This is a genomic window from Sporosarcina beigongshangi (assembly GCF_033485195.1).
Lineage (GTDB): Bacteria > Bacillota > Bacilli > Bacillales_A > Planococcaceae > Sporosarcina > Sporosarcina beigongshangi.
Map to the genome: position 1 here is coordinate 37,269 of NZ_JAWLIR010000008.1, position 21,676 is coordinate 58,944.

Annotated in this window: 24 protein-coding genes and 1 pseudogene; 9 read left to right on the forward strand and 16 right to left on the reverse strand. The window is 40.7% G+C overall.

What is annotated here, in order from left to right; translation table 11 throughout:
- Nucleotides 1–43: 43 nt before the first annotated feature.
- Complete coding sequence (locus R2B77_RS05975) at nucleotides 44–658, reverse strand: YitT family protein (protein ID WP_203247226.1); 615 nt, start codon at nucleotides 656–658, stop codon at nucleotides 44–46.
- Nucleotides 659–819: 161 nt separating this feature from the next.
- Between R2B77_RS05975 and R2B77_RS05980 the strand changes: the two genes are divergently transcribed.
- The 4 genes from R2B77_RS05980 to R2B77_RS05995 all read left to right on the forward strand — a co-directional run bounded on the left by R2B77_RS05980 (nucleotide 820) and on the right by R2B77_RS05995 (nucleotide 4,647).
- Nucleotides 820–2,415, forward strand: a complete 1,596-nt coding sequence (locus tag R2B77_RS05980) for a catalase (RefSeq protein WP_203247225.1) — start codon at nucleotides 820–822, stop codon at nucleotides 2,413–2,415.
- Nucleotides 2,416–2,600: 185 nt separating this feature from the next.
- Nucleotides 2,601–2,948 carry a PadR family transcriptional regulator gene (locus tag R2B77_RS05985; protein ID WP_203247224.1) on the forward strand — a complete coding sequence of 116 codons (348 nt, stop codon included), beginning with the start codon at nucleotides 2,601–2,603 and terminating at the stop codon, nucleotides 2,946–2,948.
- The gene (locus R2B77_RS05990) at nucleotides 2,935–3,951 is read left to right on the forward strand and encodes an HAAS signaling domain-containing protein (RefSeq protein ID WP_203247223.1); all 1,017 of its coding nucleotides are present in this window, start codon (nucleotides 2,935–2,937) and stop codon (nucleotides 3,949–3,951) included. Before R2B77_RS05985 ends, R2B77_RS05990 begins: the two co-directional genes overlap by 14 nt.
- Before the next feature lie 15 nt (nucleotides 3,952–3,966).
- Nucleotides 3,967–4,647 (forward strand): hypothetical protein, encoded by a 681-nt coding sequence (locus tag R2B77_RS05995; RefSeq protein ID WP_212391367.1) that lies wholly within the window; start codon nucleotides 3,967–3,969, stop codon nucleotides 4,645–4,647.
- Nucleotides 4,648–4,847: 200 nt separating this feature from the next.
- Here the strand turns inward: R2B77_RS05995 and fabF are convergent, their stop codons facing one another.
- From fabF to R2B77_RS06030, 7 genes are all read right to left on the reverse strand, one after another.
- Entirely contained in the window at nucleotides 4,848–6,083 is a 1,236-nt protein-coding gene (gene fabF / locus R2B77_RS06000) for a beta-ketoacyl-ACP synthase II (protein ID WP_203247221.1), read from the reverse strand.
- A gap of 20 nt (nucleotides 6,084–6,103) precedes the next feature.
- Nucleotides 6,104–6,676: a TetR/AcrR family transcriptional regulator gene (locus R2B77_RS06005; RefSeq protein WP_203247220.1), complete on the reverse strand. Its 573-nt coding sequence runs from the start codon at nucleotides 6,674–6,676 to the stop codon at nucleotides 6,104–6,106.
- Nucleotides 6,677–7,234: 558 nt separating this feature from the next.
- Nucleotides 7,235–8,464 carry a dicarboxylate/amino acid:cation symporter gene (locus tag R2B77_RS06010; protein WP_203247219.1) on the reverse strand — a complete coding sequence of 410 codons (1,230 nt, stop codon included), beginning with the start codon at nucleotides 8,462–8,464 and terminating at the stop codon, nucleotides 7,235–7,237.
- A 119-nt stretch (nucleotides 8,465–8,583) separates the two neighbouring features.
- Complete coding sequence (locus R2B77_RS06015) at nucleotides 8,584–8,889, reverse strand: DUF4870 domain-containing protein (RefSeq protein ID WP_212391419.1); 306 nt, start codon at nucleotides 8,887–8,889, stop codon at nucleotides 8,584–8,586.
- 83 nt (nucleotides 8,890–8,972) lie between these two features.
- Nucleotides 8,973–10,241, reverse strand: coding sequence for a beta-N-acetylhexosaminidase (gene nagZ, locus R2B77_RS06020; RefSeq protein WP_203247217.1), 1,269 nt, complete (start codon nucleotides 10,239–10,241; stop codon nucleotides 8,973–8,975).
- An 18-nt stretch (nucleotides 10,242–10,259) separates the two neighbouring features.
- Nucleotides 10,260–10,649 carry a DnaJ family domain-containing protein gene (locus R2B77_RS06025; RefSeq protein ID WP_203247216.1) on the reverse strand — a complete coding sequence of 130 codons (390 nt, stop codon included), beginning with the start codon at nucleotides 10,647–10,649 and terminating at the stop codon, nucleotides 10,260–10,262.
- 12 nt (nucleotides 10,650–10,661) lie between these two features.
- On the reverse strand, nucleotides 10,662–10,901 hold the full coding sequence (locus R2B77_RS06030; protein ID WP_203247215.1) for a hypothetical protein: 240 nt from the start codon (nucleotides 10,899–10,901) through the stop codon (nucleotides 10,662–10,664).
- A 143-nt stretch (nucleotides 10,902–11,044) separates the two neighbouring features.
- Here R2B77_RS06030 and R2B77_RS06035 point away from each other — a divergent pair, with 143 nt between their 5' ends.
- Complete coding sequence (locus tag R2B77_RS06035; protein ID WP_203247214.1) at nucleotides 11,045–12,322, forward strand: erythromycin esterase family protein; 1,278 nt, start codon at nucleotides 11,045–11,047, stop codon at nucleotides 12,320–12,322.
- Between the two features lie 657 nt (nucleotides 12,323–12,979).
- Here the strand turns inward: R2B77_RS06035 and R2B77_RS06040 are convergent.
- From R2B77_RS06040 to R2B77_RS06065, 6 genes and pseudogenes are all read right to left on the reverse strand, one after another.
- Nucleotides 12,980–13,600 carry an NAD(P)-dependent oxidoreductase gene (locus R2B77_RS06040; RefSeq protein WP_203247213.1) on the reverse strand — a complete coding sequence of 207 codons (621 nt, stop codon included), beginning with the start codon at nucleotides 13,598–13,600 and terminating at the stop codon, nucleotides 12,980–12,982.
- A gap of 44 nt (nucleotides 13,601–13,644) precedes the next feature.
- Nucleotides 13,645–13,832: pseudogene (locus R2B77_RS06045) on the reverse strand (histidine kinase dimerization/phospho-acceptor domain-containing protein); the annotation flags it as partial.
- Between the two features lie 45 nt (nucleotides 13,833–13,877).
- Nucleotides 13,878–14,210 carry an ArsR/SmtB family transcription factor gene (locus tag R2B77_RS06050; protein WP_203247211.1) on the reverse strand — a complete coding sequence of 111 codons (333 nt, stop codon included), beginning with the start codon at nucleotides 14,208–14,210 and terminating at the stop codon, nucleotides 13,878–13,880.
- Entirely contained in the window at nucleotides 14,211–14,630 is a 420-nt protein-coding gene (locus R2B77_RS06055) for an SRPBCC family protein (RefSeq protein WP_203247210.1), read from the reverse strand.
- A gap of 207 nt (nucleotides 14,631–14,837) precedes the next feature.
- Entirely contained in the window at nucleotides 14,838–15,320 is a 483-nt protein-coding gene (locus R2B77_RS06060; protein WP_212391365.1) for a PaaI family thioesterase, read from the reverse strand.
- Nucleotides 15,321–15,370: 50 nt separating this feature from the next.
- Nucleotides 15,371–16,099 carry an AAA family ATPase gene (locus R2B77_RS06065; protein WP_203247208.1) on the reverse strand — a complete coding sequence of 243 codons (729 nt, stop codon included), beginning with the start codon at nucleotides 16,097–16,099 and terminating at the stop codon, nucleotides 15,371–15,373.
- A gap of 100 nt (nucleotides 16,100–16,199) precedes the next feature.
- Between R2B77_RS06065 and R2B77_RS06070 the strand changes: the two genes are divergently transcribed.
- The 4 genes from R2B77_RS06070 (at nucleotide 16,200) to R2B77_RS06085 (ending at nucleotide 20,222) form a co-directional block, all read left to right on the forward strand.
- Entirely contained in the window at nucleotides 16,200–16,643 is a 444-nt protein-coding gene (locus R2B77_RS06070; RefSeq protein ID WP_203247207.1) for a hypothetical protein, read from the forward strand.
- A gap of 65 nt (nucleotides 16,644–16,708) precedes the next feature.
- Nucleotides 16,709–17,014, forward strand: a complete 306-nt coding sequence (locus R2B77_RS06075; protein ID WP_203247206.1) for a hypothetical protein — start codon at nucleotides 16,709–16,711, stop codon at nucleotides 17,012–17,014.
- Nucleotides 17,015–17,103: 89 nt separating this feature from the next.
- The gene (gene pepF / locus R2B77_RS06080; RefSeq protein ID WP_203247205.1) at nucleotides 17,104–18,918 is read left to right on the forward strand and encodes an oligoendopeptidase F; all 1,815 of its coding nucleotides are present in this window, start codon (nucleotides 17,104–17,106) and stop codon (nucleotides 18,916–18,918) included.
- Nucleotides 18,919–19,058: 140 nt separating this feature from the next.
- The gene (locus R2B77_RS06085; protein ID WP_203247204.1) at nucleotides 19,059–20,222 is read left to right on the forward strand and encodes a pyridoxal phosphate-dependent aminotransferase; all 1,164 of its coding nucleotides are present in this window, start codon (nucleotides 19,059–19,061) and stop codon (nucleotides 20,220–20,222) included.
- A gap of 100 nt (nucleotides 20,223–20,322) precedes the next feature.
- Here R2B77_RS06085 and R2B77_RS06090 read toward each other — a convergent pair whose 3' ends face one another.
- The gene (locus tag R2B77_RS06090; protein ID WP_203247203.1) at nucleotides 20,323–20,655 is read right to left on the reverse strand and encodes a hypothetical protein; all 333 of its coding nucleotides are present in this window, start codon (nucleotides 20,653–20,655) and stop codon (nucleotides 20,323–20,325) included.
- 99 nt (nucleotides 20,656–20,754) lie between these two features.
- Nucleotides 20,755–21,615, reverse strand: coding sequence for a GNAT family N-acetyltransferase (locus tag R2B77_RS06095; protein ID WP_203247202.1), 861 nt, complete (start codon nucleotides 21,613–21,615; stop codon nucleotides 20,755–20,757).
- Between the last annotated feature and the right edge of the window lie 61 nt (nucleotides 21,616–21,676).

Sequence of the window (21,676 nt, forward strand, 5' to 3'; positions counted from 1 at the left end):
AGTTCGACATTATTCGCACTTTTAATTAGGTAGTACCTTTTCACTAGTCACAATCAAAAAACCTTCTTTTTCGCGCTTTGCTTACTGTCGTAATAAGTAGACTAGTTGTAATTCCAACACAACATACCGTGACTAATGATGTACTTAGCTGAACTGCAGGTATAATATAGCTCCCCAAAATTACAATTAACACATCTAAGCAAAAAATCATTATTCCGGGATTAACAGTAAGCTTCCTTGCAAGCATTTGCGCCAACAAGTCCGTTCCACCAATACTAATATCTAAACAAAGCATGATACCGATTCCTATTCCAATGATGATTCCACCGCAAATGGCACCCGCTAACGTAGAAATGACAAATTCCCTACCAATGCTTTGCAATGGAGATAGCACGTCAATGATAAGAGATGACAACAGCATGCCATGAATACCGTTAAAAAAGAACGGACGATAAAATATCCAGGCTACTATAAAAATCGGAATGCTCACTAATAAAAATGTGAACCCAACTTTAATACCGATTAAATAATGAAATATCAAGCTAATCCCAAGTGCACCGCCTTCTAACAACCCAAAAGGGATGAGAAATCCATTTAAACCAATTGCAATAAATGTACTACCAATTACTATCACTAACGCTCTTTTAAAAAAGTACATAGTTCCCCACCTACTTCAAATACTTTCTAGAACTATATGATGGGCATGAACAATTCATTTCAAATAAAAATTATCAATTGGAATGAATTCTATCGGAATGACACAGAGTGAGTACAAGTGCTACGCATAGAGCTAAATATTTTTCTTAAGGAGGAAATCATTTGAGGCAAGATCCATCCACTACTCAGTCCGACGAGGAGCGGGAAGACACACTAACCAACCGACAGGGACACCCCGTCACCAATAATCAAAATATACGAACGGTCGGTAATCGAGGCCCGGCCGTACTCGAAAATTATGATTTTCTAGAAAAAATCAGCCATTTCGATAGGGAGCGTGTTCCAGAGCGCGTTGTCCATGCACGTGGGGCTGGAGCTCATGGTTATTTTGAAGCTTATGGAACAGCAGGTAATGATCCCGTTTCCAAGTATACGCGTGCCAAACTCTTTCAGAATAAAGGTAAACAGACACCCGTCTTTGTACGCTTTTCGTCGGTTATCCATGGCGGTCACTCCCCGGAAACGTTGCGCGATCCCCGCGGCTTTGCAGTTAAGTTTTATACAGAAGACGGTAACTGGGATCTAGTCGGCAACAATTTAAAAATTTTCTTTATCCGCGATGCCATTAAATTTCCCGATATGATTCACGCCTTTAAACCGGATCCCATTACGAATATTCAAGATAGCGAGCGCTTTTTCGATTTTTGCGCTAGCTCACCCGAATCATTCCATATGGTGACTTTTGTCTATTCACCTTGGGGTATCCCTGCCAACTACCGTATGATGCAAGGCTCTGGCGTCAATACGTACAAATGGGTCAATGAAGAGGGTGTTGCAGTGCTGGTGAAATATCATTGGGAGCCGAAACAAGGGATTAAAAACTTAACGCAGCAAGAAGCTAGTGATATTCAGGCGTCGAGTTTCAATCATGCGACACAAGACTTGTATGACGCTATCAAAGACGGTGATTATCCTGAATGGGAGCTACTCGTTCAAGTAATGAGCGACGATGACCATCCAGAGCTCGATTTTGATCCGCTCGATGATACAAAATTATGGCCGGAGGATCAATTTCCTTGGCTGCCTGTTGGTAGAATGGTGTTACACAAAAACCCTGACGATTATTTTACTGAAGTAGAGCAGGTGGCATTTGGTACCGGGGTTCTTGTGGACGGTCTCGATTTTTCCGATGATAAAATGCTGCAGGGGCGGACCTTCTCCTATTCCGATACACAGCGCCATCGTGTAGGTGCCAACTATTTACAGCTCCCTATCAACTCACCCAAAAAGCGTGTTGCGACAAATCAGAGTGGCGGGCAGATGCAATATAAACTAGATAGAGCTCCTGGTCAGAATCCGCATATTAACTATGAGCCATCGATGTTAGGTGGTTTAAAAGAAGCCACACAAGATGGTAAAGAATACACGCCTTTTATAGAAGGACATCTCGTACGCGAGTCGATTGATCGCCAAAGTAATACGAAACAAGCTGGAGAAACCTACCGCATGTTTGAGGAGTGGGAACGTGAAGATTTAATTTCAAATTTGGTAGCAGACCTTTCAAATTGTGATCCTCGCATTCAAGATAAAATAATGGCCCTTGCTGATGAAGCTGACGCGGAATATGGACGCCGTTTACGTGACGGATTGGCACATGCAACAACAGGTGGATCTAGTCGGAAGCCACTTGGCAATCGAGATGGCGACAAAGCACCTGAAGAAGCCGTTGACAAAGGTCATAACGCAGAACCTTATTAACAAACCAGCTCATTCCATGGAGAAAATCCATTGGAGTGAGCTGGTTTTTTGTTTTACTTTCTGACATTATTCCTTTTTCATATGGTACGGACCGGCATCCCCCACTAAAATCAATATTTATATTTTCAATTGATATGCATCAAACAGTAGTGTATGATATACACTATAAAGAGTGAGGTGATCTAATGAGTGATCTATTGAATTCCTTAACGACAGAATTGCGGAGAGGAACACTAACATTAGCTGTACTCAGTCAGCTAAAAACACCACAATACGGTTATTCACTCGTTCAGCTTCTTGAGAAATCCGGAATCGAAATTGACCAAAGCACCTTATATCCCTTACTACGACGCCTTGAAAAACAAGAACTATTATCGAGTAGCTGGGATACGACGGAAAGCAGACCGCGAAAATATTACTTGATTAGCGATGTTGGCATTGAGGTTTTTGAACAGCTACAAGCAGAATGGGAAAAAATGACGAAGGAACTGACAATCGTGTTAAAAGGAGCTGACACAAATGGAACTGATTGAGGTCTATGTACGAGAGGTGACGCGTAGGTTGCCCGAAAAAATGCGTAATGATATCGCATTGGAATTGCGCTCGACAATCGAAGACATGCTTCCAGACGATTATACGGAGGACAATGTGACACAAGCGCTTGAGAAGCTTGGCAATCCCGCAACACTTGCCGCCCAATATCGAGACCGGCCGATGCATCTGATAGGACCTAAATTTTATGACATCTACATTTCAATACTAAAACTGACACTGACCATTGTATCCATCGTTGTTTTATCGGTATTTATTATCGAGAAAGTCGCGTCACTTTCAAATGTTGACACGCTATCCTTACTCACTGTCTCTGGTTTTATCGTTGAAGCAATAGCAATTCTGTTAGGAGCTGCTGCCCAAACCTTCTTTTGGGTAACCATCACTTTTATCATCTTAGAACGCACCATATCACCTACCGTTCACGTTCCGTTAACGCTATCAGGTACTCCTTGGAAACCGGATGATTTGAAAAATATTCCTAACGTCCCGTTGAAAAAGGCCATTAAAACAAGTGAAATTGGTGCTGGGCTCCTCTGGACAGTCATTTGGGCTGTTGTTTATTTCAGAGCTACACATCTCATAGGCATTTATGAATCAAGAGAAGGTCAAAGTGGGTTAGAATTTGTCACGCCTGTTTTCCAACATGATATCCTTCTCTCCTATTGGCCACTTGTATCATTGCTCATCGTACTGGAGCTACTGTTACTTGCCTACAAAGCCAAGCTAGGTCAATGGACGTTCAAACTTGCGATAACTAATACAGTCGTCCAATTAGTCGGCGTCATTGGATTCATCATCATCGTCAGCAATCCCAATTTAGTAAATCCTGCATTCGTCACTTACTTCTCCGAGCTACTAGACAACTCACAAGATAATTTGTCTTCAGCGCTTAGCTGGATTTACGGAATCATTGTCGCTTCTGTCATTGTGACGAGTTTACTAGACTGCTATACAGGTTTTCGTAAAGCAAAGATAAAATAACGGCGTAAAGGAGGGATGGCTTTGAGCAAAAGATTAGGATGTTTACACGCCCATTATTCAAATATAGACTATATCGAACAGGCACTTGCTCCATTTGATATTGAATGCATCCACTTTGTTGATCCAGGACTCATGCATCGAGTCACTTCCGATCCCAATTTCAAGGAATCCGATGCTCAACATAAAGTCAAAGAACAACTTGAATGGATTGCCCAAGCGAATGTGGAGGCTATCCTGATTACGTGTACAAACTATATTGCCCTTTTACGTGAAGACCAACTGTCGATAACAGTACCGATTATAAAAATTGACGAGCCTTACTTTGATGCTATTTGTCATATTCAGCAACCCCAGAAAATCTTCTTTACGAATCCGGCCACTGTCGAAGGCACAATGGAGCGGCTTCATCGTCATGCATATCGTCTCCAAAAATCGTTAGATCTAGAGATTGTTGTAATTGATGATACATTTGACTTGATCATGCAGGGGCTAAAAGAAGAATATGATCAAGAAATCGTCAAATTTTTAACGCACATTATTCAAGACAATATGATCGCTATGTCCGTGGCGCAACTCTCAATGGTGGATGCAGCTCGGCAAGTTGAATCTGAGACAGCTACAACTATTATGAATCCACTGACTCCTTTAGTAACTTCCATTGTTCGCCAACTGAAGGCAGAGAAGAACACTCCATAGGCAAATGAATAGCAGCTCAATGTAATACCATATACAAAAACTTATCTACATAAAAACGAGATCCCATGTCAGCGGAATCTCGTTTTTATACATTTGAAAAAGATTTGGGATGTATCGCACATTAATATCACTTCACATCCATTCAATCACCTTTTCACTACATTGGTGAAGCCTCTCCGTAAAATAGACGTCGTTCCAAGTTAACTTTTGAACTTCTTGAAAGCAAGTACTGCATTATGGCCACCGAAACCGAAACCATTTGAAAGTGCATAGTTTATCTCTAAGTTAATAGCTTCGTTTGGAACGTAATTCAAGTCACATTCTTCATCTGGATTTTCATAATTAATCGTGGCAGGTGCAATATCTTCCATTATACTATTAAGCGTAATTATCGCCTCAATTCCACCTGCTGCTCCGAATAAATGTCCTGTCATTGATTTAGTAGAGCTGACCTTTAATTGATAAGCATGGGCACCAAATGTAGCTTTAATGGCTTTCGTTTCTGATTTATCTCCTTCAGGTGTGCTCGTTCCATGCGCATTTATATAATCAATAGCAGTAGGGTCAATTTGCGCCATTTCTAAGGCTAACTTCATGGCTCGTGCCGCGCCATCAAAATCAGGAGACGTAATATGAAAGGCATCCGTTGTTGAACCGTAGCCTACGATTTCACCTAGGATGGTTGCACCTCGTTTTTTAGCATGTTCATATTCCTCAAGTACTAAAATACCTGCCCCCTCTGACATGACGAAGCCATCGCGCTCACCATCAAAAGGACGACTCGCCTTTTCGGGTGCATCATTTAACGTAGACATGGCTCTCATTCTTGAGAATCCGGCAAAAGATAACGGATTGATTGAAGCTTCCGCCCCTCCTGCTACAATGGCATCAGAATAGCCGTGCAAAATATTTAAGTAAGCTTCACCGATAGCGTGGTTCCCTGTTGCACAAGCAGAAACTGGCGCAAAGCTCGGACCTTTAAAACCATTTTTAATCGCGATAATACCCGCCGCCATATTACTGATCATCATGGGTACCATAAATGGAGAAACTCTCCTTACTCCTTTTTCTAATAAAAGTTTATGGTTGTCCATTACAGTATCAATTCCACCGATACCTGATCCGACATAAACTCCGATGCGCTCCCTATTCACAGTATCAAGGTCAATTCCAGATTGATCGATCGCTTGTTTTGCCGCTGCATAGGCATACTGCGCAAACAAATCATATTTCCCTAATTCTTTTTTATCAAAGTAGCTTTCTGCATCAAAATCATTTACAATCCCAGCAATTTGCGTGTTAATTTCTTTGAATTCATCGGACTCAATTTTCTTAATGCCAGATTTACCTTCTTTAATATGATTCCAAAGCGTATCAACATCATTTCCTAATGGCGATACGACTCCATAACCCGTTACAACCACTCGACGTTTCATATATACCTCCAATAAATTCGTCATGATTTACTATTTCCATAAACAAGCTGTTTTAATTGATCAAATACCGTAGAAACTAAATCTTCTTCCACTACACGTCTATATTGTAGTGCACCTTTTACGCTAGATATAAGCACTGTAGCTAATGCTGCTGTATCAATAGTCGGTAGAAGCTTCCCCTCTTTTTTAATATCTTCAAGTAGTTTTTTGAGATAGTCTATTTCCATCTGACTTATTTGTTGTATACTCTCTTGCATAGAAACTGGTAAAAAATTAAAGTCAGCCTGTAAAGACGATAAAGGACATACCTCATTATTTCCTATTTGTTTAACTCTTCTTGAAATAAATTCCCACGGTTTATCCTCAAGATTTATTTGAGCTTGATCAATGTATAAATAAGATTTTTCTAGTCCTTCTTTTATTCTTGTACACAAAGCAAAACCTAAATCCTCTTTCTTCATGAAGTGATAATGAATGCTTGCTTTCGTTACACCAAGTTCTTTCGCTAAATCATCATAACTAAAAGATAAATAGCCCTTTTCTCGAATATTTCTGAGTGCTAGCTCAATAATTTGTGATTTTCTATTTTCCATATTTCCATACTAACTTACTAATAGGTAAGTGTCAATTACTTCAAATCATTATCAATACATATTACCGCACCTGTTGATTAACCATTTACTAAAAAAAACAGGTAAACACAGGTTGAAAAACTACCTTTTTTACTTGATTATGTTCGATTTGCTTTCGGCTAACTAGTTAGGACATGATGATCGGGGAGGAATTGGCGTTCATTCCTCCTTTGGGAGGGGATGTATCAAGAAAAGACTATGACGAAGGATTCAGCCGCCAAAATTGTATCTTTGGCGGCCCTCTCCAGTTAAGAAGCCCTCTATTCCCTCGTCACCAAAAGCAGTAACATTCCGTGTACAAGCGTTTTTGGTGAGCGACGGATGAACGGCCGCCATACGGTTACCGAAAAAATGTCTAGGGATGCGGCGAAGTCGCATCCCTAGACATAAAATAACACGGATATTGTATAGAAGTCGTTCAATCCAAAGCAACCCAAGAGCAATTGAACATAGAGCGCCTAGTATTTGATTAAGCTATTTTTTCGTTAATCAACAGGCGTGGAAAATGCCGCAAGTAAGTTAATCTGTAGGCACTACTTCAATTTCATTTCGTTTTTTCTCCGTACCTGCCACAACGACTGCGGCAGATGCATCACCTACAACGTTGACACATGTACGCATCATATCCAAAACCCGGTCAATTCCGGCAATTAGCGCGATTCCTTCGAGTGGCATATTGACAGAGGTTAACACCATTGCCAACATAATCATTCCGGCTCCAGGAACGCCAGCTGTTCCAATTGATGCCAAAATCGTGATTAAGACCACCGTTAACAGTTGAGCAAAAGACAAATTCAAGTTATAAAATTGTGCAATAAAAATAACTGCTACTCCTTGATAAATAGCCGTTCCGTCCATGTTAACCGTTGCCCCAAGTGGGAGAACAAAACTTGAAATCTTATTAGGAACACCAAGATTTTCATTCGTATTTTTAATCGTTACAGGCAATGTACCTGAACTGCTTGCTGTACTAAAAGCGACAAGGGCTGCAGGTGAAATTCCTTTGAAGAATTTAAGAGGACTCATTTTCCCCCATGTTTTCACAGCTGCCGAGTACACAATAGTAGCATGTAGGATACACGCAATGTAAACTGCTAGTATCACTTTTACGAGAGGTAATAATACGGAAAGACCATACTGACCTACAACTGGCGCAAGTAAGCCTAAAACACCGATGGGTGCCACTTTCATGACGATGCCGGTAATTTTGTACATGACCTCTGCAAAACCTTCAAAAAACCGATAGACCGGCTGTGCTTTTTCTCCAACTAAGGTGATAGCCAAGCCGATGAATAACGCGAAAAAAATAATTTGCAATACATTTCCTGCTGCTAATGCCGTAAACGGGTTTTCTGGAATTATGTTCAAGATTGTTGTAATCGCACTTTGTGGTTCTTGTGCGGCTGCTTCCGGAATAGCCAATCCCTCCGTCGAAACCGTGACACCCTTACCTGGGGAGATCATAAATGCAACCACAAGACCAATGACAATTGCTACTGCGGTTGTCGCCAAATAGTAAGCAACGGTTTTAATTCCGATTCTTCCTAGCTGTTTTGCATCAGAAGTTCCCGCAACTCCAACGACCAATGTCGATAAAATAAGTGGTGCAATAATAAATTTAATTAATCTTAAAAACAAATCCCCAAACGGTTTCAAAAAATCAATCGAACTACCGAAAAGACTCCCTAAAATAATAGCTAAGACAAATGCAATAAAAATTTGCGTCACAAGATTGAGCTTTACCTTCATGTTCCTCTCCCTTCTTTTTTCTACTTCATTCATCCTATACAAATCAGAGCTGGAACATGCCTAAACAAAAAACGCCCCCCGCATGAATCACACTTCGCGGTGGGCGTCTATTTATTCAATTAAATCCATCTTCCGACAATCGGGTAATTATACGTTTCGCCACTAAGTGTCTTGATAATCCCCAAGATTGGAATGATAATCGTCATCAAACCAAAGATAATGAGGAACGGAATACCTATGAGGATGAAACTCAACACAATTGAAATCGTAATCAATATCCCCATTACAACTTGAAACAAAATCGCTTGGATCGCCACTCTTTTCACCGCTGCATCCGCAACGACTAGGTAAATAATAAATGGTACTAAAAAGGGCATGAAAAATGCACTAGCATGTACCAATATTTTTAATCCTTTATTATCCAAAGAATCATTCTTACTTTCCATATAAAAAACCTCCTACTCTTTCTAGTATCTTATTATACGGATGAGTGAAAAGGAAGTTTCATTTATTTCAAACGGATGATGAATTCCTGATAAAGCTTATTCAGTTTTTCTACATCTACGGACTCCTTGACCTCATCCGACACATCATATTTCTCTTTAAGAGTCAAAATTCGTTTAACACTTTCATTCAGCCGTTCTTCTGTAATTTCTCCGGCTTCAATAGCTGTTACAAGCGCATTGATCGTATTGATTTGATTATCATAGCCATTGACAATGAGTAACAAATCACTTCCTGCAATGAAGGATTGAACGGCCGCTTCAGGTACCGTATAGTCATTCACGATGGCGCCCATTGTTAAATCATCGGTAATAACAACACCGTCAAATTGCATGTCGTCACGCAGCAAGCCCGTGATAATAGACTCGGACATAGACGACGGATAGTTTGGGTCAAGCGCTGGAAATAAAATATGAGCAACCATAACAGCATCAGCACCTTCATCAACGGCTTGTTGAAAAGGGACAAGCTCCACGTTTCGTAGCTTTTCCAGTGTCGCTTCCACCTTCGGCAATGCCTTATGCGAATCAACGACCGTATCCCCATGTCCAGGAAAATGCTTCACAACTGAAATGATGCCATCGTCCATCATGCCATGCATTGTGGCGACGCCTAACCTTCCAACTAATTCGGGATTTGCACCAAGTGAACGATCTCCAATCACCGGATTTTTCGGATTGTTGTTGATGTCTAACACAGGCGCGAAGTTCATATTGTAGCCAAATTCATGAAGAACTTCAGCTACATAATTACCAGCGCGATAACTAATTGTTTTATCATTTCTTTTACCTATTTGTGCACTTGCGGGCAGTTTAGGAATCCCTGCTGGCAACCTTGAAACTCTTCCACCCTCTTCGTCAACAGATATGAATAAAGGGATTTTATTCGGTTCATTCGCTTGTTTGCTATCATTAATGAGTTGTAACATTTCGGCTGTCGTCGAGACATTTTTACCCATTACAATTACGCCACCGACATGATAATTTCGGATTAAATTGTCCATTTCGTCCGAAAACGACGTTCCATCTATTCCTATCACCAGAAGCTGTCCAATCTTTTCTGCCAATGTCATTTGATCAATCATCTCATCTATCGGCGAGACAATAATTTCCGGTAGCTCGACGATAATCGGCTCTTGTTCAGAAGGCCCTACCGTCGGAGGAGTTGTTTTACTTTCATCTGGGCTGCTGTCTTTCGGCGCTGATTGAAAACATCCTGATAATAACAATAAGCAACAGATAACCCCAAATATGAATAGTCCATGACGTTTCATCCTCACTCCCCCTCGATTTTATTTCCACCGTTCAATTGCGGATTGAATCGTCGTAAGCGACACAGAGCCTTTCTGCAGTGGTGGTGGGCATGATTGATTGTATGCGAATATCTTACTGTTTAATTCGTCTATCCGATTATCCCAATCTGCCACCGGATTAGCTACATAACCTTCTGCAATGGCCATCACTTCATCACGAATGTCATGCTGCAGTCTCAACCACTGCGGCTTATATCCCGCATCTTTGGCGATTCGTTGAAAATGCTGAAAAGTATCACCAGAGAAATACTCTTGCGGAAGCGGTTTCCCTTGTCCTTTCAAGTTATCCATACCGCCCTCAGCCGTATGCTTTTTTAGAATATCTCCCATAAGGTCATTGTATGGTGGAGCGAAATGATCATCCTTCATCACTTTTCCCCCTTATTTTTTAAGTTCTAAAATATGCTTTTGCTCTGCAGAATAATCTAGCTTCATTCTTTCCAATTCGAGCTTCATTTTCTCCGTTTCTACGATAAAGTTCTGCTGTTTTAATTTTTCCAACTCAATTTCATCACGAATAAATTCCGCTTTCAGTTTCACAACTCGACGATTATGATCTGTAATAATTGCGGTAATCGGCACAGCCATGACCATTCCAACGATTAATACGGCAGTCAACATAGTTATCTCCCCTTATTTCTATAGTCTAATCAATTGTACATTATTGCAATTGTCTGTCATAGGAATTTCAATCACATCGTAGGGCTACTAAATGAATAGCTGGGCATACTGTCACAATAACCTGAAGGAAATGGGGTTTTCTAATGAATGATACACTCAAAGAAGCTGTAAAAAAATATGCACTTCCTTTTGAATCAGAAGCCGATCTTCTGCCTTTACTCGAAGCTATCGGGGATGCAAAAGTTGTCCTGCTAGGCGAAGCTAGTCATGGAACTTCAGAATTTTATACCATTCGGGCAAAGCTGTCTCAGATGTTAATTGAGCAAAAAGGTTTCTCCGCTATTGCAGTTGAAGGCGATTGGCCCTCCGCCCAGCATGTAAATCGGTATATAAAAAGGTATGGTGAAGAAACAAAAACTGCCCCAGAAGTCTTGAAAGCCTTTAATCGATGGCCTACATGGATGTGGGCTAATGAAGAAATAGCTCAATTCATCGACTGGTTGAAAATGCGCAATAATTATAAAACCCCCAATGAGCAAGTAGGATTTTACGGGATTGATATGTATAGTCTATGGGAATCCATTGATGAGATTATTAAATACTTAACCGAAACCAATCCGACAGGTGCAGATCTTGAACTAGCACGCAAAGCATTTTCCTGTTTCGAGCCTTTCAACGGCCTACCAGAACATTACGCAATTTCAACTGCACATTTTTCAGAAGTATGCATTGATGAGGTTAGCCATTTATTATCATCCATCCGATCCCATAAAGATCTTTATACAGACGATCAGGAATCCGATCTAAATTTAAAAATGAATGCATTAGTTGCTAAAAATGCTGAACAATACTACCGTATTATGCTTCAGGATAATGCGGGTTCCTGGAATATTCGGGACGAACATATGGTAGAGGCAATTCATGAAGTACGAAATCATTACGGAGAAGATTCAAAAATCATCGTTTGGGAGCATAATACACATATTGGCGATGCCCGGGCAACGACGATGCCAGAGGACGGCATGCTAAATGTCGGTCAACTGCTTCGCGAACAGTTTCAGCAGGAAGAGGTTTATGCTGTTGGATTTGGCACACACCGCGGCACTGTTATCGCAGCTGAAAAATGGGGTGTGCCTTTCGAAAATATTGTAGTGCCTCCCGCCCGAGAACATTCATGGGAAGACCTCTTGCATAACTCGGGTGCTGTCGATAAATTATTTATTTTCAATGAAGATAACCGAAAATATTTTACTCCGTGGATTGGTCACCGAGCAATTGGGGTCGTGTACAATCCTGAATTTGAGGCCTATGGGAATTACGTGCCAACCCAAATTGGCAATCGCTACGATGCTTTTATATTTATTGATCAGACAAATGCAGTGGAACCAATTACTGTGCAAGAAATGACGAACGGAATGTGATGTAAATCAATTACGCCTCGGCGTAATTGCGTTGGGATTTTGAATTGTGCACAGCACAATTAACTCCCCTCAAAATCCCTAACATCCGCCGGAGGCTTAACTTGAATCAGCATGCAGTTTGAACTCCCTCTGATTGAAATGCTTTTCTGGCATTCCCCCCACCACTTATAGAAGTGGGGGACTTCTGTAGCTGACGCTTCGCTTTCAGTACAAAAGAATTTGCTGAATCAAGTTATATTGAAAACAACAGACATGATTGGAGTTATCCATCATGTCTGTTGTTTTTGTAGAGTTGTTCTGACTCCTTTGAAAATGCAATTCCACTCCTAATCATTAACCTTATCTATAAAATACATTGAGATTCTAAACTTCATATTAGTAATTTCTTAAATAAGAAAAGCGCGAGTGCCTTGATCAGGGACGACAGGCATAAGGCGGACCAGCGACGTGGCGTTCTTTTGCCGCATAGCTAGGCTAACTTATGACCCGAGTCCCTAGGTGCTGAAGCTAGACACTGTTTAAGGTTGAAAAAATATACTTTCTAACCTTATAAAAAAAACACAGTAGATACAATTGATAACCTGTTCAGTTGAGTGGTACAAAATATAAAATAAAGCCCTCTGTAGTTCGATTAGTAAATAGTATAAGAGGACATTATTAGTAGGCGATACCTACACGCGTTTTTATATAATCGCTACTGTTTATTTGGCTAAATGTAAATTCCGCTGTATCTGACACTGAAATTTTAATACCACCCTCAGGCAAAAAATTACGGTCTATTCGATATTTACCTAACCTTTCTCCATCTGGCAAATATGTAGGACAGACAATCGTCCATTCGAGTTTTGATTGTTTAAGCATACCGTAGACTTTATTATGTTCTTCGGCTGCACGGACTGACTTTTGCTTTGATTCGCTTGACTGATAACGTAATAAATTTGGGGTAATTCTACTTTGCAGGATTCCAGCAGTTCCTACAGTGATAATTCTTTGAACACCTTCAATTTCCATTGCTCCGATAATAAACGGCATACTTTCTGATAGAGTGGTTGCCCCATCAGTATTGAGTGCACTAATAACGACATCAATTCCATGCATTGCACGTACGATATCATCTTTATTCAAAACATTACCTTGAATAATAGTTAAGTTTTCATGAATTATTTGAATCTTCTCCGGGGTGCGAACTAGTACAGTAATATGATGTTTGTCATGAAGAGCATGAGTAACTATTTGACTCCCAACTCGTCCAGTTCCACCTAAAATTAATATATTCATTAAAATTAACCTCCTTTTACGAATTCAAACATTACACTGTCGGTTGCCTTGACGTAAATGGTTTTACGATAACACTCCATTTTCTTTGGGTACTTGCAACTCCATCCCTGATCCCCTCGACATATCCTTTGATGGATGTGATAAGTGTCTTCAAATCATGTGAAATATTTGCAATCAATTCTTTTCGATTCTGTTCATACTTGCTTTGCAAGTTTGCCGCGTCTTTTAATTTTGATTATCAAAAATGAGCCGGTGGTAAGCCGACTCTCAACTGTTATCATTCTGCATGTAGATCATCTTCAACAATTTTCTTAAGTTTAGAAAGCTTGTTGTCCCAATACTGTTCGTAGAAGTCCAGCCAGGTTTGTAATGTTTGCAACGGCTTAGCCTCCAACCGATATCGCTTTTCCCGTCCTACTTTTTGTGTAGTGACGAGGCCCGCTGATTCTAAAACATGTAAATGTTTTGTTACAGCTGTTCGGCTCATTGTAAAATGGCTACTAATCGTCGAAATCGGTAATTCTTTGCCCGCGAGTAGTTCAAGTAATTTGCGCCGTGTCGGATCAGCAATGGCTTGAAAAACATCGTATCTCTGCGACTCTTCAGTCATTTAGGCTTCAACAACAGTTTTCATTTTTAGAACAAGTCCATCCCATCCGCCCGCCATACGTGAACGTACCTCTGTATGTGACTCACCGAACTCCGTCTGTTTTCCTTCGTCCCATCCTGCATGAATCAATGTCAATTCAGTTTGACCGTCTCGTTCCTTCAATTCAAACGTGATAAGCCAATCCGACCCCCACTCAAATGATAGACGATTTGGCGGATTCACTTCCGTCACTTTACATGCTGAATTCCCCCATGGTCCTGCTTGCAGGATGAATTCTTTTCCTTCAATCGGTTGCATATCATTCGGCATGAACCATGCAGAAATCCCTTCCGCTGTTGCAACATATCCCCATACTTTTTCGATTGGCGCATTGATAACAATATTTTTTCTAACTTCTGCAAAACTTTCATTAATTGACATATAAATTCCTCCTAAACAATCCATTATGCCTCGCGTAATTGCATCCGAAATTTTTCGAGTTCGCTTGAAAAGCTCTCCTTTAAAACCCCTGATAAATACAACCATTTGGTTTCACATTAAATTATATATAACCAAATGGTTGTATGTCAATTTTTTATTCATGAAAAAAGCCAATTGCATCTAGCAATCAGCTTTTAAACTCAATTATTATTTACTTGCAAATGATGCTGGCATTACGACTCCTACGACTTCACCAGTTGCACAAAGCAAATCATCTGCAAATACTTCCACCTGCACTTTAAATTTCTTCGGATGAATTTCTTCCACTTTCCCAACCGCTTTTAACAAAGTACCATGGGGTGTTGGTTTCAAATAATTAACATTCAATGATGCTGTCACAAAACGCGGTACTTCCTCGCCATTCCCGGGCTCGTGTCCATTTTTCCGATGAAGTGCCAGTGCACAAGAACCTGTTCCATGGCAGTCAACAAGTGAAGCAATTAGTCCCCCATAAACAAAACCTGGAATGGCAATATGCTTCGATGATGGCTCGTAAAACGTCACCGTTTCTTCACCTTGCCAGCCTGTCCGAAAATGATAGCCATCCTCATTCAATCGTCCACAGCCAAAGCACCAGGCAAAATCATCTGGGTATTCGTCTTGAATGGCATGCAAAACTTCTTTCGGCATCGTCATCATCCTCCCATTCTACAGTCTATCAAAACAATTATAACATTAAATTAATTACCCAAAATATCTTTCAAAAACTTTTCTCGGTGATCCAAAAAATATTTTGTAATCTGATAGTGTTCTGTTGATTCATAGTCCGTTTCTTTAATTTCCCCATCATCAAAACTTAGGATTGTCGCATCTGGATAACCTAAAATAATTGGTGAATGTGTGGCGATGATGAATTGACAATCTTCCTCCTGAACAAGATCATGCATAACGCGTAAAAATGCTAATTGTCTTTGGGGTGATAATGCAGCTTCCGGCTCATCGAGTAAGTAGATGGCTTTTCCTCCAAATCGATTTAAAAATAAAGACAAAAATGATTCACCGTGAGATTGCTCGTGTAGTGATTTTCCGCCGTAAGCTTGATAAGAGCCGTAAGGTTGTCTCGCCATATCATCGACATGGGACGCAAAATGATAAAAGGATTCGGCACGTAAAAAGAAGCCATTAGTCACTTTCGGCATCCATGACAATCGTAGATGTTCACTCAATGCGCTTTCCGACGCATCGACGTCATACGTATTATTCCTACCCCCACCCGCTGGATTAAACCCACATAGATCTGCAATTCCCTCTAGCAATGTTGACTTCCCAGAACCATTTTCCCCTACAAAAAATGTTACTCTCTTTGTTAAATCCAATTCCGTCATGGATTGAATAGAAGGAATCGAGAAAGGATACTCCTCATTCCCTGCAGTTTCCTCATGAAGCAGCGTTATTCTTCTCAAAACCAATCGTTCATCCCTCCAGTCTTACACCTTTATGGTCACAAGTACGATACTAACCACCGTCGTCTGCGTATACTACAGAAACGAAATGCAGGGGGTATTCAATATGAAAATGAGAGCATTCCTACTCATTGTCATTCTCATTGGCGGTTGCTATACGATGATACAGTCGTTCAACGACTACAACGAAAAACAGTTCACAGACCTTCTTAATACCATGAATCCATCATTCATCACAGCACTCTTTACAAAACCATCCACTTCGGGAAACACCAGTGAAACATGGCATGTCGATGAGCATTCCGAAATTAACAGCTTACTGGACTTCCTTCAAGATTACCATATCCGGAAATTAAAGCCCGAAGAAATAAATACGAGTGACGAAACCATGCAATTCAGTATTCAGTTGCAAGACGAGGACGGAAATACTTTAAGCATCATCATCAATGAAAATCTAATTATCCAAAACTCTTTACTCTACTACGAAGTTGTTGATGGTCCACTTGATGCGGAGTGGTTGGTTCATTTTTTTATTAGCAATAAACTTTGATTTCCTCCAAAATGTGCTTCATCCTATATACTAGTCATAAGCGTTAAAAAAAGGAGCGCATAATTATGGATTTTAAAAATATCGAAGAACAAGTCATTCAAAAATATCAGGAAGATGAACAGTTAATGATTCGTCTATTCGTGCAATGGTGTGCTAATCATCAGTTGGACCCCCACGAGTTATACAAACGTGCCTATCCAAACCAACAGGAAAATGCAGCCATGAAGAACATCATCGAACAAGCTGATGCCGAAGATGACATCAACATCGATAACGAAACAATGCTCGATGTGCTCCAGCTCTTCGGTAATGAAGAGCTGGCTTTTATCGTTGCCAATGAAATTGAACTGCTTGCAAAAAAACACCAATAACTGAATATTTATATTCTTTTTACTTTCCCTCTATTTTACTATATACTATTAATTAGTTCGAAATCCGTAATAAAAGGGAGAGATGAGATTTGGTTAAAAGTTTACCACTGCGTTCGGAAGTTAATCTAGAAGAAACGTGGAATTTACAAGATCTTTTCAAAACTGAGGAAGACTACAATGCAGCCATCGCAGAGCTCGAAACTGCCGTAGATGTATTTGTCGAGAAATTCGCTGGCAACATATCTAATCCAATAACAGTCATTGAAGCATTAAAAGGCTATGCGACACTTTACGAAAAAATAGTTCCTATCGGCACGTATACAAGCCTATCATCCAGTACAGACCAAACGGATGATACAGCACAAATGCGTTCCAGTAAATTCGGTTCGATTGCTGCAAAAATTAATAGCAAACTGTCTTTTGTCGACAGCGAACTGGCTGAATTGCCTGTTGACATTCTAAAAGAAGCAATGCAACAATCCGCTGATTACCAGAATTACTTAGAAAAATTAATTCGCCAAAAAGATTATCAGCTGCATCCTGAAGTCGAGAAAACACTTGCCGCATTTTCTTCAACATTCAATGGACCATATGGCTTGTATAACACAACAAAAATGGTCGATATGTCATTCGATGATTTTGAAGCAGAGGGGCAAAAGTATCCGCTAAGCTATGTATCATTCGAAGGTGACTGGGAGTCTGAAGCAAATACTGCCAAGCGCCGTGCAGCATTTGAAGCCTTCTCTACTAAATTGAAGGATTATCAACATACAACTGCAAAAACGTACGATATGCACCTGCAAATTGAAAAGACAACCTCTGATTTACGTGGTTACAACACGATTTTTGATTATTTATTGTTTAATCAGGAAGTCGATAAATCTATGTATGACCGTCAGATCGATTTGATCACGACAGAACTCGCACCGCATATGCGTAAATATGCGAAACTGCTTCAAAAAGTGCATGGCTTGGATAAAATGACGTTCGCTGACTTGAAAATCCCGCTTGATCCTACGTATGAGCCGACAATCACTGTGGAGGAATCGAAAAAGTATATTGACGATGCTCTTGCGATTATGGGTGATGATTACTTGAACATGGTGCAACGTTCTTACGACGAACGCTGGATAGATTTTGCGCAAAATAAAGGCAAATCCACAGGTGCTTTCTGTTCAAGCCCTTACGGCAATCACCCGTATATCCTGATTTCATGGACAGGTAGCATGGAAGACGTCTTCGTCCTAGCACATGAGCTTGGGCATGCTGGACATTTCTATAATGCCAATCGCAAGCAAAATATTTTCAATGCGCGTCCATCTTTATACTTCATTGAGGCACCTTCAACGATGAATGAAATGCTAGTCGCCAATCATCTGTTAAAAAACTCGGATGATCCGAAGTTTAAACGTTGGGTTATTTCTTCTATCGTGGCACGCACGTACTACCATAACTTTGTAACACATTTGCTAGAAGCCGCTTATCAGCGTAAAGTCTATGAGCGTATCGATGCAGGTGGCAGTGTCAATGCAGGCGTGTTGAATAACTTAAAACGTGGCGTACTAGAAGAATTCTGGGGAGACGACGTTGACATTACAGAAGGCGCTGAATTGACATGGATGCGTCAGCCACACTACTACATGGGCTTGTATCCATACACATACAGTGCTGGACTGACGATTTCAACACAAGTATCTAAGCGTGTCTTAGCAGAAGGTCAGCCAGCCGTCGATGAATGGTTGGAAGTGTTGAAGACTGGTGGTACAAAATCACCTGCCGACCTTGCCAAAATGGCCGGCGTTGACATTACAACCGAGCAACCGTTACGTGACACAATCGCTTATATTGGTGAGCTAATTGATCAATTAGTTGTATTAACAGAAGAAATCGAGGCAAGCAACTAATTTTCCTCACATTGTAAAGTGACTCCTTGAGTGGGGTCACTTTTTTCGCGCGAACAAAATAACAGACTAGTACTACTAATGGGACAATTAATGTATACTAACGTATAAATAGGGACTACTTAAGAGAAAGAGGTTAATCTATGACACTGTCAAATCGATTAAAAAATTTACCGCCACACTTCTTTTCTTCTCTCGTTCGAAATGTTGAACAAGCACTTGCTGAGGGGCGAGATGTGATTAACTTAGGTCGAGGCAATCCCGACCAACCAACACCGCCTCATATTGTCAAAGCATTGCAGGAGGCTGTTGAAGACCCCGCAACGCATGGATACTCACCATTCAGAGGAATCGCGGAATTCAAGCAGGCTGCTGCTGACTTTTACAAACGTGAGTACAATGTCAATATTGACCCAAAAAACGAGGTTGCTGTCCTATTTGGCACAAAGCCTGGTTTAGTCGAGTTGCCTCTTGCCCTTATGAATGAAGGGGAATTGCTATTACTACCAGACCCAGGTTATCCAGATTATTTGTCTAGTGTCAGCTTAGCAAATATCAGCTACGATACTATTCCTTTGCTGGCGGAAAATAATTTTTTACCAGATTACAGCACATTATCCGACGAACAAAAAAAAGCTAAGTTAATGTATTTAAACTATCCAAACAACCCTACGAGTGCTACTGCATCCATTCCATTTTTCGAGGAAACAGTTGCCTTGGCAAAAGCAAATAACATCGCTATTATGCACGACTTTGCATACGGCGGTATCGGTTTCGACGGTCAAAAACCTATCAGCTTCCTACAGGCAACAGGTGCTAAAGAGGTTGGAATTGAAATGTACACCATGTCAAAAACGTATAATATGGCCGGCTGGCGTGTCGGTTTTGCTGTTGGCAATGCCGATATGATTCAAGCCATTGGCACCTTGCAAGATTATTTATTCATCGACATCTTCCCAGCCATTCAACGTGCCGCCGCTGTTGCGTTAACAAGTAGTCAAGAATGTGTCGATGAGCTCGTCGCTCTGTATGAAAGTCGGCGTAATGTTTTAATTGCAGAGTGCAACCGAATTGGCTGGAACGTCATCGCGCCGACCGCATCATTTTTCGCATGGTTGCCCGTTCCTACGGGCTATACAAGTGAATCGTTTACAAATGTCCTGCTCAATAAAGCCGATGTAGCCGTTTCACCAGGTCACGCCTTTGGTACTTATGGTGAAGGCTATGTACGTGTTGGATTATTGGAAACGGAAGAGCGCTTGAGAGAAGCCGTTGCACGTATTGAAAAACTTGGATTATTTTCATAAACGAAATACACTGAGTCGAAATTAATTGATAAAAAACTGACGAACCACAACTCGTTCGTCAGTTTTTCATTCAAATAATGCCCCTACGTTCATTGCAGAACTAACTTTTCGTTCTTTCATCCACTTCTCCGTCCAATCGATCTACAAGTCTCTCTAGTAATTTACCTAGCGTTTTAACATCTGCATTCATCGTATCATTCCGTGACTGCTCTTTTTTCAATTCGTCGATTTGACTTTGGAGCTTGTCAAGTCCTTGCTGTTGCTGTGCATCAGCAATCAAGCCCTCTTCTATTGAAATCGCTCCACCAACTGTTTGTAAGGCATCACCTAATGTTGAAATGACTGACCCTAACAGCGAAATTTTAGCCCCCTTATTTAAGGAGTTATCATTAGACATTATTTTATCGTGAATGACCGGATCATTTCGTCGCAAAATCATCGCCCCTCTAACCATTTTACCGAATGATTCTTTCAGCTCTCCAGCTATTATATGTTATTGATTATGGTTGAGGAACTTACTGATGCTGTTCAATTAATCTGTTATGGGCATGGCAAATCCTAACTGCACGGAATCGGCAATGCGTTTGTAACCAATTTCTTGGTAGATTTTATTGGACGTCGGGTTCATCAAATCTGTATAGAGCACACAAAAATCATAGCTTTTTAGCAGTTCTGTTGAGCAAGCCGCCACCATCGTTCGGGCATAGCCTTTTTTTCGCTCCTCATGGGGTGTAAAAACCAGGGATACCGTGACACCGTGCTCGGTAGGACGCGACTTTTTCATCATCGACACAACTTTCCCTTCATGCTCCCATAAAAACACTTCTCGTTCACTAACAAATAAGGCCACACGCGTTTCCACATCTTCTTTGGGTGTAATTGGAAGTCCAGTATCCTCCTCAAATATCGTAAACCATCTCTCAATCAAAGGACAATCCTCCTCACCCGCCAAACGCCAGCTACCAGGACTTTGTTGTAATTCTATATTTACTTCTTCTAACCGATACAACCCTTGATCCATCAACAATTGATGAGCCGTCCCTGTTTGCGCTTCCCATTTCTCTGCAAAAAGGTATGCCATCGGCTTAAGACTAATGACAGAACTCATTTCAATCTTTAGTTCCACTAATTTTTTAATTACCAAATCCATGATTTCCTCTAATCGTGTGTCATCCACAAGAATGAGATTTAACGGATGGGGCGGTGTCATTTGCATTAATGCCAGCACTTCCCCATCCTTTTCAATCGCCGCCATAAAAGGATTGTCATAGCGACCTGCTTTGATGGCCTGTAACACACCGAAAAACAGACTGTAGACATCTTCTTTTTCTGTCAAAATCGGCTCAGCTTGTAGCGCAAAATCATGCACATCAGCATACTGTTTAAATTCCATTGCCATTCCTCCTCAAACACTATTAAAAAAAGGATATGACACCTTTCTCCAAAAAAGAAAG

Excerpts from the sequence above, each read along its gene's own strand:
- R2B77_RS06035 (WP_203247214.1), top strand. The coding sequence starts at position 11,045 with ATGAATGATACACTCAAAGAAGCTGTAAAAAAATATGCACTTCCTTTT.
- R2B77_RS06025 (WP_203247216.1), bottom strand. The coding sequence starts at position 10,649 with ATGAAGGATGATCATTTCGCTCCACCATACAATGACCTTATGGGAGAT.
- R2B77_RS06060 (WP_212391365.1), bottom strand. The coding sequence starts at position 15,320 with ATGCCGAAAGAAGTTTTGCATGCCATTCAAGACGAATACCCAGATGAT.
- R2B77_RS06085 (WP_203247204.1), top strand. The coding sequence starts at position 19,059 with ATGACACTGTCAAATCGATTAAAAAATTTACCGCCACACTTCTTTTCT.
- R2B77_RS06075 (WP_203247206.1), top strand. The coding sequence starts at position 16,709 with ATGGATTTTAAAAATATCGAAGAACAAGTCATTCAAAAATATCAGGAA.
- R2B77_RS05990 (WP_203247223.1), top strand. The coding sequence starts at position 2,935 with ATGGAACTGATTGAGGTCTATGTACGAGAGGTGACGCGTAGGTTGCCC.
- R2B77_RS06040 (WP_203247213.1), bottom strand. The coding sequence starts at position 13,600 with ATGAATATATTAATTTTAGGTGGAACTGGACGAGTTGGGAGTCAAATA.
- R2B77_RS06050 (WP_203247211.1), bottom strand. The coding sequence starts at position 14,210 with ATGACTGAAGAGTCGCAGAGATACGATGTTTTTCAAGCCATTGCTGAT.
- R2B77_RS05985 (WP_203247224.1), top strand. The coding sequence starts at position 2,601 with ATGAGTGATCTATTGAATTCCTTAACGACAGAATTGCGGAGAGGAACA.
- R2B77_RS05995 (WP_212391367.1), top strand. The coding sequence starts at position 3,967 with ATGGCTTTGAGCAAAAGATTAGGATGTTTACACGCCCATTATTCAAAT.
- R2B77_RS06030 (WP_203247215.1), bottom strand. The coding sequence starts at position 10,901 with ATGTTGACTGCCGTATTAATCGTTGGAATGGTCATGGCTGTGCCGATT.
- nagZ (WP_203247217.1), bottom strand. The coding sequence starts at position 10,241 with ATGAAACGTCATGGACTATTCATATTTGGGGTTATCTGTTGCTTATTG.
- R2B77_RS06010 (WP_203247219.1), bottom strand. The coding sequence starts at position 8,464 with ATGAAGGTAAAGCTCAATCTTGTGACGCAAATTTTTATTGCATTTGTC.
- R2B77_RS05975 (WP_203247226.1), bottom strand. The coding sequence starts at position 658 with ATGTACTTTTTTAAAAGAGCGTTAGTGATAGTAATTGGTAGTACATTT.
- R2B77_RS06070 (WP_203247207.1), top strand. The coding sequence starts at position 16,200 with ATGAAAATGAGAGCATTCCTACTCATTGTCATTCTCATTGGCGGTTGC.
- R2B77_RS06095 (WP_203247202.1), bottom strand. The coding sequence starts at position 21,615 with ATGGAATTTAAACAGTATGCTGATGTGCATGATTTTGCGCTACAAGCT.
- R2B77_RS06055 (WP_203247210.1), bottom strand. The coding sequence starts at position 14,630 with ATGTCAATTAATGAAAGTTTTGCAGAAGTTAGAAAAAATATTGTTATC.
- R2B77_RS06005 (WP_203247220.1), bottom strand. The coding sequence starts at position 6,676 with ATGGAAAATAGAAAATCACAAATTATTGAGCTAGCACTCAGAAATATT.
- fabF (WP_203247221.1), bottom strand. The coding sequence starts at position 6,083 with ATGAAACGTCGAGTGGTTGTAACGGGTTATGGAGTCGTATCGCCATTA.